This window comes from Segatella copri (assembly GCF_949820605.1).
Classification (GTDB): Bacteria; Bacteroidota; Bacteroidia; order Bacteroidales; family Bacteroidaceae; genus Prevotella.
In genome coordinates this window covers 51,672-72,993 of the sequence record NZ_CATKVU010000007.1, presented here as the reverse complement: position 1 = coordinate 72,993, position 21,322 = coordinate 51,672, and the positions used below count along the sequence as shown (strand labels likewise).

Sequence of the window (21,322 nt, the reverse complement as noted above, 5' to 3'; positions counted from 1 at the left end):
TTACTTGATAACAAACTTGGCTGTAGCCTTATGACCAGCCTTATCAGTTGCCTTTACGATGTAGAGACCAGAGGTCAAACCTGCTGTGCTGAAAGCAGCACCAGAAGTCTTGCCTACGAGCTTGCCGTTTACGCTGTAAACATAGATAGCGTCAGCACCCTCGGCAGAAATCTGAGCGTCAGCTGCCTTGATAACCAAAGCCGCAGCATCCTCTACGTTCTCGATACCGCTTACATAGTTCTTGAGAACTGTTACATTGATTGTAGCAGAGAACTCACCGAAGCTAACGGTAACCTCACCGATACCCATCTTCGTACCCTTGATAACCAGGTCGATGCTGTTGCCATGAGCCTCACCAAGAGTAGCAGTAGCATTACCAGTAGCAGAAACTTCCAGGTCAGACTCCAGGTCTGCGTTCTCCATACCATATACAGAAACCTGAACTACAACAGCGCCCTTATCGTCAGTACCTACAGTTACATCATCTGCGCTAACAGCGAGAGCCTTTGCGATATTGTTGAAGTAAAGAGTAGGAACCTTGCTTCCGTCCTCCTTCCAAGGCTCAGCGAGAGTGCTTCCGTAAGCATACTCCAAACCTGCGAAGAAGTCCTTGTTCATTTCCTTGGCTGCCTTGAAGGCACCCTCAACGCTGGCAGCATCTGTGTTACCCACATTGTTGGCAGTATAGTTGTTAGAAAAGCGAGTCTCTGTCTTAGGAGTCTCACCCGCAGCATAGTCCTCATCAGCGATAGTTCTACCGGCAATCTGATGAGTAGTAGCAGGGTTGCTTACCTCTTCACCATTCTCGAAAGCCTTGATAGAGCCGTCGAAGACGCAGTTCTTTACATAACCGGCACCACCATTCCAGGCGCTCTCCATCACACCAACGATACCACCTGCAGCATATCCGTTCCAGGCAGACTTGCTGGTTGCTACGATATCAGCATGGCTGATCACATTAGAGATACCGTTGAAGAAATTATCACCGATGAAACCACCTACAGTATTCTCTGCAGTCAACTTACCGCGAACCTCGCAGTTGGAGAACGCACACTTATCCTGAACAGAACCTGCAATACCAACGATACCACCCAGATTGCTCTTGGCTGTGGCATTTACATTTGCATAGCATGCATTTACGCCAGAACTTGTACGAGTCTGACCAACGATACCACCCACATTCTCTGAGTTAGGCAAAGAGATTTCACCCTGGAAAGAACTGTTGGCAATATTGGTATAGAGATTAGCGCAACCTACGAGACCACCCGCAGCAGAAACCATTGCATCCTCACCGGCAATCTTGGCACCATAAACAAATACACTATCCACATTGGCACCCTTAGCCTTGCTATCAGTAGAATAGCTGGTCTCACCAGCCAACACACCTATATACTGGTTGGTATTGGTTACATCAACAGTAGGGTTCACGAAAATCAAGTTCTTGGCAACACCATTGATATCGAGTGAGCCAAACAAACCTACATGACCTTCTGTAGTTCTGATACCGAGGTTATATACAGTATGGCCATCACCATCCAAAGAACCAGTAAAGCTCTTGATAGGAGTCCACCACTGTGCAGCCTTCGCCATATCGATGTCAGCCACCAGCTTGTAGCTCTTGGTTGGCTCCAGAGCCATCTGCTGGAAGTCACCCGTAGTAGAAATCAGGTATGGATCCTCTACAGTACCCTTACCACCCTGCTCAAACTTGGTGAAAGGAAGGTCGTAGAAGCTCATGTCATACTTGTTGTTCTTAGTATCGCTGAACACAACGAACATCTGGTACTTGCCCAATTCGTTCATCACAGGGAAACCTGCCTGTGAGATAGAATGAGTATCATCACCACGCCATGACTTCAGGACGGTTCCGTCAACCTTGGCAACCTCCAAGACGTTGTCGAGCTTGTTGCTACCATCCTCGCGGCGCTTCTTGGCAAGGTATACATATTCCATATCATCATCTGTGTTGAAGAGATATGGGTTGAGTGATGTGCTGTTGAGCAATGGAGTGAAGAGCTCAGCCTTTGTACCCAGGTTAAGTCTGTCTACGTGATCGATAGTGCAATCAGGGTTCACCCAAGCGATAGGAGCCAGAACCTCACCAGCCTCGCTACCCTCTGCATTTGCCAAAGCGATGACATACTGATAGCCCTGCGCATTGGCAGAAGTTGGGTAACGGTCGAAGTTAGATGAGATGTTGTTACCATCGATGTTCTGTGGCAACACACCTGCCTTCTTGCAGGAAGGAACATCTACCAGCTGAATCTGCTGGCCAGCACTCTCGCCTGTACCCAGGGTCTGCAGGAACCACATCTGGTCAGACTTGCCATGGATGGTGTTCAGCAAAGCCCACTGGTTGCTTGTCACCTTGTCGCAGATATCCTTCAACTTACCATGCTCTGAATCGTAAACGGCGAATGAAGCCAGGTCGGCATCCAGAGAAGGAGTATAGTCGAGAAGCTCTACCACGTAGTTCAATTTGCCGTTGTTGCTGAAGTAGCCCTCAGACAAGTCGTTGTTGCCGAAGAGACCGAAGGCAGCAGAACGGTAAGGAACACCCTCAGGAGCATTGATGGAAACACGGAGGCTATCCACCTGCTTGTAGTTCTTGTTCAAAGTTCTCAACACCAGGAAGTTGTCTGGATTCTGTACGATATCCTGGTTACCATCACCAGCATCGGTATCGGTATATGGCTTCTCATACTGTGCCAGAACATAGTAAGGAGTGCCATCCACGTTCATACAGTTGAAGCAGGAACCCTGCAGATAGCTGATTCGGTTATCGATGTTGAAGCTGAAGGTATGCTCCACGTACCAATTGTCCTGTCCCGAGGCAGGAGGAGCGATGACATCGATGTTATACAGGCTGTCAGACTCGTGAGTCATGATCAGGCGCTGGTAGCTGTTCCAGCCCTTAGATGCATCGAATACCAGACCGGTACCCTCCATCTCGAACTTGATTTCACCGGTATTGACATCGTAGGCACGAGTCAGATACTTGTTTTCGCCGTTGAAGGCATCGTGGAACTCCACCAGGATTTCGTTAGACTTCCCGTCCTTATCGAAAAGTTTCTTGGTAACAGGACCGTATGGAGTGATGTTTTGTACATGCTTCCATCCCTCAGGAACCTTGACGCTGAAAGAGCCCACCTGCTTGTGGTTGTTATCGAACAGCGTGATTTCTGAAGACTCATGGAAGTGAGCAGTATAATACTCGCTAAATACTGAGTCTCTAGAAACGATGCTCTGGGTGAAATACCAGTTGCCGCCGTCAGAACCGGTAACCCATCCGTAAGCCTCACCCGAAGCCGAATTGGTAGGAGTATCGCCTACGCGTGTAGGAGCATTGCTGATATTGGCAAAGCCAGCTTGGCGCATCTGGTAAGCACTGTTGCTGCAATCCACCATACCTGGCACAGAAACCAGGCGATGGATATCAGCATTCTTAAACTTCTTGGCAAACGATGCCTTGCTGGAGGCCATCGCCGCTGTGCCGCTTGCTCCCAGGAGCAAAGAGAGGCAAAGTGTAGATAATAATCTCATGATTACTTATTTTATTAAGTTTATTTTATGATAGATGATTTGCGATACGACTGCCATACAGCAAGCTTGGCTGCCATGTTGCTGGCAGATGAACCCATCTGGCGAGCCAGGGCTGGAGCCTGACGCTTCGCAGAAGATGCATCACCGCCCTTTGGTATATCCATGAGGAATGGCTGTACCATCCAACCCTGATCGAGCACGTAGTTAGACTTGGAAGGACTCTTCGCCTTGAACACCTGCAGAATCATAGCCAGGAAGTTGCCCGACTGATTGTTGACATTATAGGCAGTACCGCCAAAGAATCCGTAAGTGCCATAATCCTTACTATACTTGAATGTGGCAGAAATAACTCCAGACTCTGAACCCATGTAGTAAGCGCCCTCCTCGTCGAGGAAGGTATCGTAGATAAAGTACTTACCCACCTTACCCAGGCACTGGCTGCTGCGGGTCTCCACGCTACCTGTTTTCTCATTCACAGTGATTGGGAATACCAGTCCCATTTCAGGAATAGAAAGCTCTGTGCGGCTCAATGTAGCATGCACGGTCTGCTGCTCCAGCTTGTCATCCTCGTTGAAATCATAGTAAGAATAAACATACTCGCCGGCAATATCCTTGTCGAAGTCAAACTGCTTCACCACGAAAGAGTCGGTAACGGCTGCCACCTGAAACTTGATATAGTCGGCACGGAGATGACCTGTAGTATTCTCGCTGAGCGATACCTTCAATTCCTTACTCACGGTATCAACCGAAGCCTTTGCCCACTCAGGAGCATAGATAACCTTCACATCAGCGTTGGAATTGTATGCCTTCACGAACTCCGTAGCCTCGTCGCTGCTGAAAATCATATCAGCCTTGTTCATCTCGAGCACCAGGCCATACTGAGAAACATTGATTACCACAGAGTCAGCCTCTGTCTTCTTGATAACCAGCTTGGCGTTGCGCGACTGGCGTGAGTCGTTGGCAAGAGCCGCCAACTTCACGGTGCTGCCCTCGATGCTGGCGCTGAGCCATGAAGGTTCGTCGGTGTAAGCCTTGGCAGGAGTACAGTCCACGGTTACTTCACCTTCGCTGGCATTAGGTCCGAGCGAAGTCTGGGCAGAAAGCACGTTGATAGTGCTCTCGGCCACAGCCTGATAATCGCTGTCACTGCTGCATGAGGCCATCAGCCCCATGGCAGCTATACCTATTACATATATAGATTTCTTCATCTTCATTGTTTATTTGTTTGGAGTCAAATTAGAAAGATAATACCATTCGATGACAAACACATACTGTCCATTCTCCTTGATAGGCTCTCCTTTTGTGGTACAAGCCAGGGCGATGAATGTATCAGAAGCATAGCCCTCAGAAGCCAGTGTGCCATCGTCCTCGAAGTCACCTTCCTGAGATACGCCGTGCCATACCACATTCATACCACCCTTTCCGAGCAATGTTCCCTTATTCAGGTCTGCATTCATCAGTCTGAGGGCTGGATATTTACCGCTAGGATCTTCAATCAACTGAGATGGCAGGTTAAGATTACCCGTCTCCGGGTCGAAATCCAATCCTATATTATAAGTATATCCACCTGTGGTGAATGTACCCTTCAGCATGTTCTCCTCATCTTCTACCTTAGAGATGGTTATATCGCAGGAACCCTGCATGGCTGAGAGAATCCATTTGCCTACCCAGGTATCGATGCTTGGAGCATAAGTTTTCAAGGTAAGAGCCTCGTTGTCTTTTGCAGACAACACGCCAGTCGGACTGACCAGGAAGTCCTGTACCTCGTTGCCATCCAGAACCACTGGCTCATTTACGGCATGGATACCGGTGGTAGTAACATAGAAAGGCTGCTCTACAATCTGGCCGTTGGCTGTACGCGAAAGGATGCGGCGTTTGCTGGAATTAATCTCAATCATCTTGCTTGCATCAGTAGAATTGCCTACGCGATAGTTCACACCCAGGCGCTTCTGCACATCAGCGATGCTGTTCAGATAAGAAGTCCAGTCCAGATCGGCAGGTATGCGGGTGAATACCATCTCGTTCTCCCACTTTTTTCCTCTTACGAAGATACTGTCTTCTGTGAGCTTGGTAATCACGAACTCCCAATCGCCCTGATCACCTTCAATCTCACCGTAGCTAGGCTCTCCCAGGAAATGGAAGATGTCGTTATATGTGTTGAACGAGAGCACAGGGCCCATGCTGCGGTCAACGGTATAACTGGATGTGGCGCGTTCTGTAGGCGCAGCAACGGCTGTATCACCAGCCACGGTCACCTTGCCATTGGCAAACTTCATGAGGAAGGTGTAGCCGCCACCGGTCATTCCCTTGCCTGTGAAATAATGAAGCTGCCATCCGTTCTCAGAAGATTCCAGAAGCTTCTGAGTGTTCTCTACAGTGCTCTCGATGCGGTTGGCAGCCGAGTCGTCGAAGAATTCCTTGTCATCGTGCAGACACGACTGCAAGCTCATGCTGCCCAACAAGCAAACGATAGCTATAAATATATGTTTCATAAATCTATTCTATTTTAAATGTTCCAAATCCAAAGAACTTAACTCCTTACCTCTTCGCAGGATGGCTGCTCGCAATGCATTGATATCCACATCCCATGAATCCAGCATATAGTTTTTCACGATGTTAAGTTTCTGGTTCAATGCAGATACAGCCTCGTCGCCACCTACCTTCTGGGCATCGTCGAGGATAGCCTGCCACTGCTCAGGAGTATAAGTGATATAGGTTGACAGCATCTCGGCAAAGTCCTCCAGACCCTCAGACATGGCGTATGGAGTAACAAAGCCCTTGCCGTGAGCCACAGAATCTGCTATCTGATACCAGTTACCACTCACGTAGCCCGACTCGGTAATCTTGTTATAAGATGTGTCGTAAGGCTTCTTCTGGTTCAGGATGTGGGTGAACTCGTGGTGCATGGTGTGGAAGTAATACTCTGTCATAGAAGCATAGCTCTCCAGCATGGCATCGGTCAGACTGTTCACCTGATAGAGTGTAACCTTCAGACCGCCCTCGGCAGTACCCAGAACTATAGTTCCGTTGCTATTGTAGGCTGGGCTACCAATCAGGTGGATAACTCTTGGCACATTGCGCTTCACGAAATCAGGTCCCAACACCTCGGCGTATGAATCGAGCCAAAGATACTTGATGATGATAGCCAACTTAGCTGACTTGGCAGAATCGGCTGGTGTCAGGGTATACTTATAATCAGACTCGATGTCCTCCATCTTATACTTGAAATCGATGTTGTAAGGACTGGTGTAGTTCTTCTGCAACCACATGTCCAACTGGTCTCTCTCTGGAGAGGTAACAGGGAAGATGGTTGGTCCGTCCGGGTCATTGTCTGAGCAGGACACGAAGCCCAAAACCATCACCAATGCCAACATCAACATATATATATTATGTTTCATTTCTTACTATTACTTTATGTTTTTTACTTATTGCGAGGGTTTGGTGTAACACCCGCTGTGATTACATCCTGTGGCAACTGGATGGCAAGACGTGGGTCACGGGCCTCCATGGTGTCGGTGATGCCTGTAATCTTATAGTTGCTCTTCACATCACGGCGGTAGATGGTGATGCCGTAGCGTTTTACATCCTGCATGCGCAAGCCCTCGTGAACAGTCATGATTCGGCGCAGGTGAAGGATGCACTGCAGCATAGGCTCCTCTGTATCCTTGTCGATGGCGAAGGCGGTGTGGAATGCCTTGCGTGGAGTTGGCTTCTCAGGAGTGTAATAAGCGGTAACTGCATCGCTGTAGAACTTCTTCACGTCATCCAGGGTAAGCTGTACGCCCGTCTTTGAGAAGGCAGCCAACTCGGTGTTCAAATCGTTCAGAGCCTCTGCATAATGACCGAGCAATGCCTGTGCCTCTGCTCTTACGAGCAGGGTCTCATCGGCTGTAAACTCTGCAAACACGGCGTGAGGAGTACCTATACCAGCCTGGATATCAGCATACTCAAAATCGTAAGGAATCTTACGTACGATATACTTTGAAAGAGATGCATTAGAGAACACGGTGTAGTTGAACACCTTGTCGCTGATGCCCCAAGGACCTTCTGACTGAACGGTTTCCTTGGTTGCTACGATGGCACTGTGTGCATACTTGTCACCATACTGGAACGGACCTCCGATGGCTCCCCATTCAGAAGCAACCACCTGCAGCAGCAGGTTTGCCTTCACAGATGAGTCGATGTAGGCATTAGGCTGAATCTGCTTGTTGGCAGAAAGAGCACCCCAGGTGTTCCAGTCTCTCAGCATACCCTTGGCGTTGCTGCCCAATACCTTGTTGGCATACTCCACAGCCTTGTCATACTTCTGGTAATAGAGGTAGAAACGGGCTGCGAAAGCGGCAGCAGAAGTAGATGTGAAGTGGAACTTTGGCTTGTCGTAGGTAGAACCTACCAGCTTCAAGCCTTCCTGCAAATCCTTGTCAATCTTGGCATAGAGTTCGGCAAGGGTACCACGGTCGTACTTCACGTGTACATTGGTCTCAACTACCTCTGGGTAAGGGAGACCCAGGTCTGTGGCTGCTGTGGTCTCATCATAAGCCATGCAGAATACATTGGCCATCTGGAACATGGCATAGGCACGGCACAGGAGCGCCTCACCCTTCTGGGCAGAATAAGAGCTCTGGTCTGCCTGACTGTTGATGTGTTCCAAAGCGATATTGGCTGTGGTGACGGCATCATAGTAGGTTGACCAATAAGTAGAAGGAGCCTCATAATCACTGGTTTCTGTAATGTCGTCCCATTCGTATGCCTGCTGCTGGAAACGACTGGCAGCATCCCAACCGGTATTCAGGTTACAATCGGTATTGTCAGAATACATCTCCAACAAATAGGCTGGATGTACCTGTGGGTAAGCATTAACCAGGAGCTTAGACACATCGGAAGGACTCTGCAGGTCCAGACGGCTATCTGGCTGCTTGTCCAGATAATCGTTGCAGGAAGTCATGCCAGCCGACAGTGCCAACGCTACAATGGCGATATATAATTTCTTTATTTTCATTTTTATTTTCTACAATAATTAAAGTCCAAGTTTCAATGTAAGAGTAAACTGCTTTGGCATTGGTGAAGCCACACCACCCGCATTCATGAACTCTGGGTCCTGACCGTTCAGCTTCTTGTCTGCATAGAGCAGCATGAGGTTGGTAGCCTGAAGTTTCAATGAAATGTTGTTCACTGGTGAGTGTTCAAACCAGCGGTGTGGGAAGTCGTATGCCAATGAAATTTCCTTCAAGCGGATGAAGTCACCCTTGGCTGTGCGAACAGATGTATAGTTGTAAGCATTGTAGGCAGTAGCAAGCAATGTGCTGTTCTGCTCATACTCATAACGGCTCAGTACACCAGGCACATTGGTAACATTCTCATCACCAGGCTGCATCCAGCGGTTCTTGAAGTTGTGGGTCATTGATGTCAAGTCGTTATACTTGGCTTTGAAAACCGGGTCAAGACGAACCACGTTGCCGAAGGCGTATGTAAGGAACACATTCAGATGGAAGCCCTTATAATTAAAGGTGTTACCCAAAGAACCATTATAGACTGGGTCTGTAGAACCCTCGTAAATCAGATAATCTGTATTATCACGCTCCTGGAAGTTCAGGTTACCCACGGTAGTCTGTCCCTTCTCGTTGATGCATACAGGATAACCTTTCTCATTAATGCCCACGAATGGGATTGAGAACAAGGCACGCGCAGGATATCCCTGCTTGGCAAAACCATTGCCCTGTACCAAATCGATGACACGCCCCTGATTGTAGAGATCGGTAATCTCCGTGCGGTTGTGAGAGTAGATCAGACTGGTCTGCCAGCTGAAATTCTGGGTCTTTACATTGGTAGAAGAGATGCTCAACTCCTCACCCCATGACTTCATGGAACCCACATTGGCATAGGCTTTGCCATAAAGCTGGTGAACGGCAGGAGCAATCTCATCGAAGTTGCGACGCTGATATACATCGAAGGTCACGTTCAGACGGTTATTGAAGAAACCTGCATCCACACCGAAGTTGAACTCGTGCTTCTTCTCGTAGGTAAGCTCATCATTTCCGAGTGCTGCCACTACGAATCCCAACTCCTTGTCGGAAGTAGTAGGACGATAAAGGGTATTCATCGAGAGCTTGGTGAGCGCACTGCAGTAAGATGCATCAGGAGGAGTACCTGTCAAACTGTAAGACACACGGAAGGTGAGGCTTGACAATGGCTTGAGTTTAGGGAAGAAACTCTCCTCGTGTACGTTCCATGCACCTGACAGATTCCATGTAGGCATCCAACGTGCCTTTGTAGTACGACCCATCTGGTTAGAACCTTCATAGCGGAATGTTCCGTTCACTACATACTTGCCGTTGAAAGAATAGGTTGCATTGGCATAGAATGCGGCACTACGTGAATCGGTGTTGCGCAAGCTGTAATAGTTTGAGTTCTCCTGATCCAGCTTCTTGAAGTAGAGATACTCAAAGTAAGCTGTCTCACCACGGTAGTTCATACCCCATCCGTTAAACCAGGTGCGGTTACGGCTGATACCGGTAGTTTCAAGACCACCAAAGAGGTTGACGATGTGCTTCTGTGCAAAAGTATGGTTGTAGTTGGCTGTGGCACGGAAGTCATAGTCCACCATACGGTTTTCTGTACGCTGATAGATACCACCCTGCTTCAACACGGATACTGGCAAGGCATAGAGGTTGGTCTTATCAAGGAAGAGCAGCTTGTTGGCATCACGTATCAGCGAGTTGTCCATGGCGCGGTAAGCCAACGCCTGGTTTGAATCTTCCAGGATGTTGTGCTCCTGCGAAGAAGTGCTATACTTGATGGCACCCAGTGTAGAGAGTTCCAGATCCTTGAAAGGCTTCCACTTCAGCTCCAGCTGGAACTTGGCATCAGCCACGTTCAGGTCGATGTAGTTGCTCTCCAGCTCATGCAGGATGTTGAATGCTGCATAGTTGGCATGATAATAAGTATAAGGATCGAGCGCACGTGATGTGTTCAGGGCGTAAGAATATGGGTTGATATCGAAGTCACGCTTCACCTGACCTGATACTACATCCACATCCTGTCCCAAAGTTCCTGGAGCTCTCTGCTTACGGTAAGAACCACCACCAATCAAGTTGACAGAGAGATTATCCAGAATATGATGGGTCATATTCATGCTCACGGTATAACGGTTCACCTTGCTATCCTTGTACCATCCTGGGTCAACCATAGCAGAAAGTGAAGCATAATAGTTACTCTTCTCGGTACCACCGCTCAAGCTTACAGAGTGGTTCTGCATGATGGCAGAAGAGAAAAGCTGCTTGAACCAGTTGGTATTGCGATACTCAGCCTGCTGGAGATAAGCATTCTGAGACTCCTGATTGTTGGCAAGTCCGAACATACCAGAAGTACTGTTGTAGGTATTGATGAGCTCATACATCTTTCCATATACACCATAGTCGCTACCATTGAGAATATCAGAAAGATTGAGCCATCCCTTATCCCTCAACTCCTTGTAGATGGCCATCTGGTCCTGAGAGTTGAGAATATCAAAATTGTCATAAGATGGAATCAGACGGGTAGTAAACTCACCGGTATAGTTCAGATGAGCCTGTCCCTGCTTACCCTTCTTGGTAGTAACGACGATGACACCTGCCATCGCACGCGCACCATAAATAGAGGTAGCAGAACCATCCTTCAGAATCTGGAAACTCTCGATATCATCAGAGTTCAAGCCTGCGATGGCAGAAGAAATCAGAGTCTCCGGGTCACCGGAAGCCAAATCATCTGCGCTCACATCGGATACATCCTCCATGATAACGCCATCCACTACCCAAAGAGGTTTTGAAGAACCATAGATTGATGTTGCACCACGCACACGAATCTTCGGAGCAGAACCAAAGGTACCACTCACGTTCTGCACAGACACACCGGCAGCACGGCCTTCCAAAGAACGGCTGATGTCGGCAACACCATTCAATTTTGCTTCCTCGGCATTTACACGGTCAGTAGCACCGGTAAATAAGCGTCGGTCTGTTTTCTGCAAACCAGTCACAACCACTTCCTGCAACTGCGCTTCAGGACGAAGCACCACCTTCATGTTGGCAGTAGCAGCCAATGTCTGACTTTTCATTCCCACGTAGCTAAACACGAGTTTAGTTCCGTTAGGAACATTCAGTTTAAATTTACCGTCAATATCCGTGACTGTACCCTTAGTGGCTGCCCCCCCAGAAATTAAAACAGAGGCACCAATAATCGGTTCATTGTCATCCGCAGATATTACGGTTCCAGATACGTCAATCTGGGCAAACGCAGCTCCGATGCTCATCAAGAGACAAACAAAGAAGAGCGAGAGTCTTTTTTCCATAATTTCTCGTCTTATTTTAAAATTATTATGTAATAATGTGATATCGGCTGCAAAGTTACAATAAAAATATGAAATATTATCTTTTTTTGCATAAAATCTGCAAAAATATTCTATTTTTCTTATTTTTAGTAAGAAAAAAAGGAAAAATGATAAAAAATAGATAGTATAAGGCCATGATAAGGCTACAAAATATAACCTTATCATTACCCATTCGTTAAAAGCAAGAAAAGCCCTCTTCCCCTACTATTGGTTCAGCTTCTCCTTCAGTTCCTTCACTCTATCTCTACTCACCTCGAAATCTTTCTCGGGATAGCGGCGGAGCCTGAGGATAAGCTTGGCATTCCAGGTGCTCTCCATCTTCACGATATCTTCGATGTTGATGATATGCTGCCTACTGCAGCGGAAGAACATCTTGGGATCCAATTCGGCTTCGAGTTCGTTCATACTCTCAGAAATATGAACCGATGTGCCATCTTCCAGATAGGCAATCGTATTCTTGCCATCAACATCGAAATGACTGATGGAAAAACTGTTGACGATTTGAAACTGGTCACCTTTTGGGATCAGGAAGCGTTCCCTGTATTTTGGGGTCTGAGGCTGGAGCATGGCGAGGAGCCGGGTGATATTCTCCTGTGGAGAAAGCATTTTTCTGGCTTTCTCCATCGCTTCCTTCAATTCGTCTTCCTCTACGGGTTTTTGGACATACGCCACGCCATTATTTCTGAATGCCTTCAGCGCATACTCATCATAGGCGGTAATGAAAATGACGGGTACCGTCGGCTTCTGCTTTTCAAAGGCATTGAAACAGGTACCTCCGTTGATTCTCACGTCAGAAAGGATGAGGTCGTAACGATTGCCGTCTTCGAGAATTTCTCTCAGCTCAGCCACACTCGTCACCGGACCCTCTATCACCACATTGGGTTCTATCTTCAACAGCATCTTTCTGAGCTGATTGAACATTCTCTTTTCATCTTCTATTACTAACAGTTTCATTGCCATGACTTAATATTTTTGGAGAAGTTTTGCAGGCAGCAAGCATCCAAGACTATTTGTATTTCCCCGAAGGAGCTAATAAGATCTAATCTTGCTTACATTTGTCCCCCTTCGGAAACTGAAAAGAAAAACCTTACAACTTATCCTTAAGAAAACCAAGAATGCCACCTACAAAAACTCAATTGTTTATATTTATTTCATACGTACTTTTTTATAAGAACGATTCTACAATAAATTATTGTATCAAGAACAATAAAAGGATGTTAAACTACAATTTTTTAAGTAAATATAGTTATTACTTCATTCAGATATGCCTGTAACTATGACATATTGAACTTTCGCAAGTAAGCCCAGACGTACTTGAGCTACATACGAAAGTTCTGTGAAATATAATAGACTATTTAAAATTATCCCATATTTGCGGACTATAAATAGATACCATTAAACCAGCATAAATCATAGCTTTCTCATCATCATTAAATTCATTATTCGATTCTATAATATTTATATAATCGTTGGTAATCTGTATGATATCATCTACATTTTCAGGATATGTTGTAAAAAGTTTCAAGTATTCTTTTATAGCATTTTCAGCACGAACAGACCCAGTTGGATTTTTTCTAAAATAGCCATTTATATCTAGCTCTCCATCAATGGTAGACTTATCCAAATTGGAGATAATTTTATCAAATTGATTCTTAAAATCCTTACTATTTAATGCAATCTTAACTTTTTCTTTGTCCAGTGTAAGAATAGGTGGTATTTTAGCATCTACAGGATCTCGTACTACGGTTGCTCTTGTTGAAGGAGAGCTATAGTTACTTCCTAAAAGAAGTTTGTTATGAGCTTCCCCCACATCTTTTAATGTTTCAAAGTCTTTTGGAAGCTTTACATGTATAATTTTAGGATTATACATCAATACTGCGTTAAATTAATATTTAATCGTCTGTAAATCAATAACTTATATTAAGAAATGCTTATGAAAACTTAACTATAAAAAGTTGGTCAAGTCGCTGATTTTCAGTAACTTTGCAAATCACGACAAACGCAAAATTATATGAATACAGGACTTGACCAATATATGGATATCTTTAAAGATGCAGTTGAAGATTCGGCTGCAAAGTTAACAAAAAGTTTCGAGAAAATACTCATCGAGGTGATAATTTTGTTCATGGTAATACCAAGAAAGATAAATTTCACCCAAATGGGGAGGTATGGCTCACATGTTGAGCAAACCTACCGCAACGCATTCGGCTTAAAAAAGTCGAAAAGCATTGACTGGCTCAAACTTAATGTCTCACTTGCCAAGCGCTTCTTTGGTAAACAGGGAAGATGGGCTATTGCCATTGATCCCAGCTACATCAGCAAAGCTGGCAAGAAGACTCCACATATCGGTCGTTTTTGGTCGGGATGTGCACAGTCTGTTAAACATGGTCTCGAAATCATGGGTATTGGACTCATTGATATTGTTGCCAAAGACTGCATGATGTTAAGAGCACACCAGTCGCTAAGTAATAAAGAACTGAGTCTTAGAAACAAGACTATGGTAGATTTCTATATCAGCGTCATTAAGCGTTACCGCAATGAACTTCTCAAACTCTCAACCCTCATAGTTGCAGATGCTTACTTCTCTACAAGTACATTTGTTAATGGGATAAAGAAAGAAGGGTTCTCTTTGATAAGCCGCTTTCGTGACAATGCTTGTCTCTTTTATGTCTATGCTGGTCCACGTACTGGAAAACGTGGTCGCCCAAAGACCAAGGATGGCAAGATTGATATGAAGAATCTTGACCTCACTCGAATGGAGAAGATGGAGATGAAAGATATAGAAGGAACAGCTTATACTTTGATTGCCTATTCCAAGGCGCTCAAGTGTAAAGTTAGACTTGTCATCTGGCAGATGCCGAATGGCAAGAAGAAACTATTCTTCTCTACAGACACCTCACTTTCGGGTGAAGAGGTACTTCTTTATTATAGAACCAGGTTCCAGATCGAATTTTGCTTTCGTGACGCCAAAGGCTATACTGGTCTTATGGACTGCCAGGCTCGCGATAAGTGGAAACTCGATTTTGCTTTCAATGCCTCGTTCACATCACTAAATGTTGCCAAGGTAACTATGAAGGAGATGGGAATGGAATATTCTATGTCTTCATTCAAGTCACTGATGACCAACATTTATCTGGTGAAACGAATTTTTAAAGCAAGTGGGTACACCCCGAACCGAACTTTAATTAGCAAGATTTTCAAAGATCTCTCGTGCTTACAGCGTATAGCTGCTTAGCACATTATTGAATTATTAACGAACTATTGATACATATATGGAATATAATAATTAGTCGTATCGGACTTTAAATTCTCATTGACGATATTCAAAGAATATTTATAAAAATCCTCAATTTTTGTAGTTAATCCCTTATTATTTCTATAACATTTATACGAAGCAGCAGCACCCCCAATGATTCCACAGCCAATTATTGTGGCAGCAGATCCCGTTCCTCCTGTTGCAATTCCAAAAAGCCCTGCAATAGCTTTTCCAGCATTGATTCCAGAAAATGCACCAACAATATCATGTGCAGCGATCTTTAGTCCACCATTTGTGCCTCTAGTTTGAGGATGCTGTAACAGCATTACTTGATTGTACTCTTGAATTTTTTTAAGCGTAATACTATTAGCTTGATTTACTGTAATTGTATCAGACAAATCTGCATCAGCAGAAGTACATGACACCAACGCTAACATGAGGACGAATGCAACGCCCATTAAATAAACGATTCTTTTCATAACTGTGATATTTAATGATTATTACTAATTGACGATGCAAAAGTACAAAGAGTTTTTCAAGATGGATCCCCATGATTCCCTGAACAGTATTTTTTAAGGAATGAATGGTTCTGCCCCTGTTTTCAATGGTTTGCAAGAGCTGAAGTAACGATTTAAGGCAAAAATAGAGGCATTCATTGCCTGTTTTTCACGATTAATGGGATTTTTGTTTTTCGGTTAAAGCTTTTTATTATACCTTTGCAAACAAAATGTAGAACCAATTAAAAGTTATTCATTATGAAACTTACGAAAAAAAAAATAATGGCATTAATAGGGCTTCCATTCTCAATATTGGGAGTTAGCAGAATCAGTGTCACCACATTTTTCTTCTTTTATATCATAGTATATTTCAGATTTCCAATGTCGATTCTGGTGCAAGATCCATTCTCTGAGACTTCCATGTACCTTGTGTTTTTATATTTGATATTGTTCTCGGGTTACTTTACTGGCAGTAATATGGCATGCGACTATGTAGCCAAACGCATATTGGACAAGGGTATCACCAATGTCAGGATATATATTTTTTGCCTGATATCATTGGCCTTCAATACCGTCTGCAGTGCTTTTTTAAGCTATGGAATCTGTGATATCCAGGAAATGAATGGATTGCAGAATTCTGCCGTGGAACTTTTCTATATCCAACTCGTCATGTTTATCCTGATATCAAACGTGAGCATGGTGCGTTCTTGTGGAATTATTCTGAAGCAGAAGAATGATGAAAACCTGGAGATGGCACAACAACTGAAGGGCGAAAGCGAAAAGGCGATGAAGGCCCAGCTGAACATGCTGAAACTACAGCTTGATCCACATTTCATGTTCAACAGTCTGGGCACATTATCGGGCATCATAGAGGAAGATCCTCGGAAAGCTAGCGAGTTTACCGTCAGGTTGGCCCATATCTACAAATATATTGTAGCCCATATCAGCGACGATACCGTTTCGCTGAACGAAAGTTTAAGATTCATCCGTGATTACTGCCATCACATCGAGATGAGATACACGGGCAACTTTGTGTTTACCATAGATGCTGGTATCTGTCACAGCGATGACGAGAAGATATTGCCACTGAGTCTTCAGCTTCTAGTAGAGAATGCCGTGAAGCATAACCAGCATTCGGAGGAGCATCCACTGGCGATACATATTTACAGGGATGGCGACTATGTATGCGTAGCGAATGCCTTCGTTCCTTATCCGGAAGAAAGTCCATCGGCTTTCTCCAGCTCAGGAATAGGCATCAAGAATCTCTTCGACCGCTATAAACTGCTGACAGCCTTCGTTCCCATCGTTCTGCAATCAGAAAAGACTTATATGGTAAAGGTGCCGATTATAATGATGAGGCAACATCAGGTTCTTCCGTGATTTTTTCTTTAGCTTTACATCGCTGAGATTTCCATATTTTCAACTGACTCCAATTTATTCATGAATATTGCAAATACAACAATAAATAGCAATATACTGTAAATCAACGCGTTACACATTTACACTTTTAAAATAACGAATAGGAATTCTATAGTTGTACGACTAAGAACCCTATAGTTGTACAACTATAGCTCTATGGTTGTACAACTATAGCATGTATAGTCGTACAACTGTAGCTTTATAGTCGTACAACTATAGAATTTTATTTTGCTGAAAGTGATAAAAAAGAGGAAACATGCATGTTATAATCCATCTTCTCACTGCTAGATTACCCCAAGCCAAGGAAACTAATTATGGATATAAATATTTACATTGCCACATAGCAAGGCCACTGCACATATCCTATCAACTGCTCTGTTCTATCTGCCAGGAAAAGAGGGATATTGACAAAAGTATCATCCTTTTTGAGATTAAGCATGGAATATCTGATGCGCAGACGGGGAGAATACTTCTTGTTATACTCTATCAAACTGCGCCCGGTAACACTTGTTCCCGACTTCACCTCCATAGGAATCACATCCAAACCACGCTGAATAATGAATTCTATTTCGGCCGTATTTCCTGATGCCCAATAATGAGAGCAACTGATTCCATTGGCCACCAGACTCTGAAGAACATAGCTCTCAGCCAAAGCTCCCTTATATTCCTTAAAAATTGGATTATCACTCAAATATGCCTCAGGACTCAACTCTGCAAGAACTCGCAACAAGCCCACATCAAGACTGTAAATCTTAAAGATGCTCAAATCTTCATATGATTTCAAAGGTACCTGTGGAGTAGAACACAAACTTACCTTGTATATCAGTCCTGCATTCTGAAGCCATGTAAGAGCATTCTCATATTCACGGGCTCCCGCACCAGGACGGACCAGCTGATAAACAAATTTTCTATTCTCCTTGGCCAACTGTGACGGCAATGACCGCCAGACATGCGAAATTCTATTGGCAAGCAAAGGCGTGGCATGCTTCACAAAGTCCAAGGAATAATCCTGCAGTATGTTACGAAGCATCGTTTCCACACCATTCAAATCTTTCTCTATTTCATAGCCACTGCCGGCATTTCACCAGAAATACGATAGGCGGTAAAGGCTTGCAAGAGACGGTCGAAAAACACATCAGGAAGTGGTTCCAAACTATCTATCGACATATAATACTGATAGAGTCTGGCATCACGCTGTTCCAGAAACTCAGAAAAAGTAACAGGATACATGTTCATGTGATCCACCTTTCCCACTGGAAACGAAAATCCCTGATGCCCAAAAGCCAACCCCTGGAGCGAACCGGCACAAGCCACAGCATACTCGGGGGTCTTTTCGCAGAAATATTTCATGGCACTAATGGCTTCCGGACAATCCTGTATCTCATCAAGGATAAGCAAAGTCTTTTGAGGCAAGATTGGCTCGGATGTAAGATACGACAACTGCTCGATGATTTGCAGCGGGTTCTTGGTCTTGCAAAAGATATCACAAACATCCTCTTCTTCATCAAGACTGAAATAAGCACAATGCTCAAAGCTGTCTTTTCCAAATTTCTTCAGCACCGATGTCTTGCCTACTTGTCGAGCTCCCAGCATCATCAATGGCTTGCGGTCTCTACGCTCTTTCCATTGCTCCAATTCGTGAATAATCGTTCTGTTAAACATATCCTTATTTTTCTTGAAGTGGGAAAAATGTGGAGTTTTACACATTTTTGATACCTCTTTTGTGTAATTCCCCACATTTTCCACACTTGAATCCATAATTATGGGGCAAAAGTACTAAAAAACAAGCAAGGAAACAAACTTCCTCACGTTCTTTATATTACTCTTAACCAACTTTACCATATTCCCGGAACAAAAAAAGAGTGCACTGTAACAAACAATGCACTCTTTTTTTATTATCTTAATTCCTTATCCAGGAAATATTATCTGATGAACAACAGCTCACGATACTTTGGCAAAGTCCAAAGTTCATCGGCTACCAGGAGCTCGAGCTTGTCTATCTGATAACGGATTTCCTCCATCTTTGGAGCTACCGTGTCGTGATATGCTACTGCCTTCTCGCGCTCGCTCTCTATCTTGTTGGCTACCTTGCGGGCATCTACCAATGCCTCTACACCACGCTCTATTGCCTCGGTGCGCTCGGCTATCTCACGGATAATCTTCACGTTGCGGGCTGTCAGTTTCTTACCTTCCTCGCCACCGAAGATGTGAATCATGCCCTCTACGTTCTTTGCCAGACGGCTCTGATAGTGGGTAGCCACAGGGATGATGTGGTTCATGCTCAGGTCGCCCATCACACGAGCCTCAATCTGAATCTTCTTGGTATAGGTCTCCCACTTCACCTCGTTGCGCGCCTTCAACTCGCTCTCGCTCATCACGTTGGTCTTGGCAAACATCTCGATGCTTTCCTTATCCAGATAACGGTCGAAGACTACCGGGCAGGATGCCTCGCAGTCCAGACCTCGCTTCTGAGCCTCTTCCTTCCACTCATCAGAATAGCCGTTGCCGTCGAAGCGGATAGGCTTGCAGGTCTTGATATCCTCGCGTACAATATCTATAATAGCCGATGTCTGGTCCTCGCCCTTAGCAATCAAGGAATCTACACGAGCCTTGAAGTCTTCGAGAGCCTCAGCTACGGCAGCATTCAGTACGATGAGAGATGACGCACAGTTGGCCTCTGAACCTACGGCACGGAACTCGAAACGGTTTCCGGTGAAGGCGAATGGAGAGGTACGGTTGCGGTCGGTATTATCAATCATCAGCTCCGGAATCTCAGGGATATCCAGCTCCATACCCTTCTTGCCAGCCAGGGCGAAGAGTTCTTCCTTGTCTGCCTTCTCGATATGGTCGAGGAGGTCGGTCAACTGCTTGCCGAGGAATGAAGAGATGATGGCTGGTGGAGCCTCGTTGGCTCCCAAACGGTGCGCATTGGTAGCGCTCATGATAGATGCCTTCAGCAGTCCGTTGTGCTTATATACACCCATCAGGGTCTCTACGATGAAGACTACGAAGCGGAGATTGTCCTCCGGTGTCTTGCCTGCTGCATGGAGCAGTACGCCGGTATCGGTGCAGAGACTCCAGTTGTTGTGCTTGCCCGAACCGTTGACGCCAGCGAATGGCTTCTCGTGAAGGAGCACACGGAAACCGTGCTTGTGAGCCACACGCTTCATCAGACTCATCAGGAGCATATTATGGTCTACGGCAAGATTGCACTCCTCATAGATAGGTGCCAGCTCAAACTGGTTTGGTGCCACCTCGTTATGACGGGTCTTGCAAGGGATGCCGAGTTCGAGCGCCTGTACTTCCAGATCCTTCATGAAAGCCTGCACACGCTCAGGGATTGTTCCGAAATAGTGGTCGTCCATCTGCTGGTTCTTCGCGGAGTCGTGTCCCATCAGGGTACGGCCTGTGAGCATCAGGTCAGGGCGAGCCGAATAGAGACTCTCATCTACCAGGAAGTATTCCTGCTCCCATCCGAGATTGGTCTGCACCTTCTTCACCTGAGGGTAAAAATAGTGGCACACCTCGGTAGCCGCCTCACTCAGAGTATGGAGCGAGCGGAGCAATGGAGCCTTGTAGTCCAAAGCCTCACCGGTATAAGATATAAAGATGGTAGGGATACAGAGGGTATCGTCGATGATGAACACAGGCGATGTTGGATCCCATGCAGAATAGCCACGAGCCTCGAAGGTATTGCGGATACCGCCGTTAGGGAATGAGCTGGCATCAGGTTCCTGCTGGACAAGCAATTTGCCAGAGAATTCCTCAATCATACCACCCTTTCCGTCATGCTCCACGAAGGCATCATGCTTCTCGGCAGTACCTTCTGTCAATGGCTGGAACCAGTGAGTATAATGTGTTACCCCGTTTTCCTCAGCCCAGAGCTTCATGCCGGCAGCCACGGCATCAGCGATGGAACGGTCCAGACGAGTACCGTTATCTATCACATCGATGAGTTTCTCATACACATCAGATGGCAGATACTTGTACATCTTCTGGCGGTTGAATACATACTTGGCGAAGTACTCCGAAGGGCGCACCTTGGGAGCCTTTACCTCTACAGGTCTTTTCTTAAAGGCATCGGCTACAACCTCAAATCTCAAATTAGCCATTCTTTCTTTTATTATTTATTATAAGTTTGCGGGTGCAAAGTTACGAAAAAATGAGCAAATTGCTAGCGTTTGAGCGTATTTTTTATGCAAAATTCAAACTTTTCTTATTCTTAGCCTGCAAAAGATAAGACAA

14 protein-coding genes are annotated in these 21,322 nt (G+C 45.3%); 2 read left to right on the top strand and 12 right to left on the bottom strand.

The genetic code is table 11. The features are described from left to right. The 8 genes from RCO84_RS15065 to RCO84_RS15030 all read right to left on the bottom strand — a co-directional run bounded on the left by RCO84_RS15065 (position 1) and on the right by RCO84_RS15030 (position 13,775). A complete protein-coding gene (locus RCO84_RS15065; protein ID WP_317585564.1) occupies positions 1-3,543 on the bottom strand; it encodes a T9SS type A sorting domain-containing protein in 3,543 nt (1,180 codons plus the stop codon). A 20-nt stretch (positions 3,544-3,563) separates the two neighbouring features. Continuing rightward, positions 3,564-4,757, bottom strand: coding sequence for a BACON domain-containing protein (locus RCO84_RS15060; protein WP_317585561.1), 1,194 nt, complete (start codon positions 4,755-4,757; stop codon positions 3,564-3,566). 3 nt (positions 4,758-4,760) lie between these two features. Next, a complete protein-coding gene (locus RCO84_RS15055) occupies positions 4,761-6,035 on the bottom strand; it encodes a DUF4302 domain-containing protein (RefSeq protein WP_317585560.1) in 1,275 nt (424 codons plus the stop codon). Between the two features lie 9 nt (positions 6,036-6,044). Next, positions 6,045-6,941: a zinc-binding metallopeptidase gene (locus RCO84_RS15050; protein WP_317585559.1), complete on the bottom strand. Its 897-nt coding sequence runs from the start codon at positions 6,939-6,941 to the stop codon at positions 6,045-6,047. A 23-nt stretch (positions 6,942-6,964) separates the two neighbouring features. Next, entirely contained in the window at positions 6,965-8,542 is a 1,578-nt protein-coding gene (locus RCO84_RS15045; protein ID WP_317585558.1) for a RagB/SusD family nutrient uptake outer membrane protein, read from the bottom strand. Positions 8,543-8,560: 18 nt separating this feature from the next. Further along, positions 8,561-11,866: a SusC/RagA family TonB-linked outer membrane protein gene (locus RCO84_RS15040; protein ID WP_317585556.1), complete on the bottom strand. Its 3,306-nt coding sequence runs from the start codon at positions 11,864-11,866 to the stop codon at positions 8,561-8,563. 243 nt (positions 11,867-12,109) lie between these two features. Further along, positions 12,110-12,859, bottom strand: a complete 750-nt coding sequence (locus tag RCO84_RS15035) for a LytR/AlgR family response regulator transcription factor (RefSeq protein WP_317585554.1) — start codon at positions 12,857-12,859, stop codon at positions 12,110-12,112. A gap of 397 nt (positions 12,860-13,256) precedes the next feature. Further along, positions 13,257-13,775, bottom strand: coding sequence for a hypothetical protein (locus RCO84_RS15030; RefSeq protein WP_317585553.1), 519 nt, complete (start codon positions 13,773-13,775; stop codon positions 13,257-13,259). A 141-nt stretch (positions 13,776-13,916) separates the two neighbouring features. Between RCO84_RS15030 and RCO84_RS15025 the strand changes: the two genes are divergently transcribed. Beyond that, positions 13,917-15,140 carry a transposase gene (locus RCO84_RS15025; RefSeq protein WP_317585552.1) on the top strand — a complete coding sequence of 408 codons (1,224 nt, stop codon included), beginning with the start codon at positions 13,917-13,919 and terminating at the stop codon, positions 15,138-15,140. A 23-nt stretch (positions 15,141-15,163) separates the two neighbouring features. Here RCO84_RS15025 and RCO84_RS15020 read toward each other — a convergent pair whose 3' ends face one another. Beyond that, positions 15,164-15,640 carry a hypothetical protein gene (locus RCO84_RS15020; protein ID WP_317585551.1) on the bottom strand — a complete coding sequence of 159 codons (477 nt, stop codon included), beginning with the start codon at positions 15,638-15,640 and terminating at the stop codon, positions 15,164-15,166. Between the two features lie 636 nt (positions 15,641-16,276). Here RCO84_RS15020 and RCO84_RS15015 point away from each other — a divergent pair. Then, entirely contained in the window at positions 16,277-17,038 is a 762-nt protein-coding gene (locus tag RCO84_RS15015; protein ID WP_287819477.1) for a sensor histidine kinase, read from the top strand. 367 nt (positions 17,039-17,405) lie between these two features. Here RCO84_RS15015 and RCO84_RS15010 read toward each other — a convergent pair whose 3' ends face one another. From RCO84_RS15010 to RCO84_RS15000, 3 genes are all read right to left on the bottom strand, one after another. Then, entirely contained in the window at positions 17,406-18,107 is a 702-nt protein-coding gene (locus RCO84_RS15010) for a DUF4143 domain-containing protein (protein ID WP_317585550.1), read from the bottom strand. A gap of 26 nt (positions 18,108-18,133) precedes the next feature. Next, complete coding sequence (locus RCO84_RS15005) at positions 18,134-18,739, bottom strand: ATP-binding protein (protein ID WP_317585549.1); 606 nt, start codon at positions 18,737-18,739, stop codon at positions 18,134-18,136. A gap of 260 nt (positions 18,740-18,999) precedes the next feature. Beyond that, positions 19,000-21,189 (bottom strand): glutamine synthetase III family protein, encoded by a 2,190-nt coding sequence (locus RCO84_RS15000; RefSeq protein ID WP_287798341.1) that lies wholly within the window; start codon positions 21,187-21,189, stop codon positions 19,000-19,002. Between the last annotated feature and the right edge of the window lie 133 nt (positions 21,190-21,322).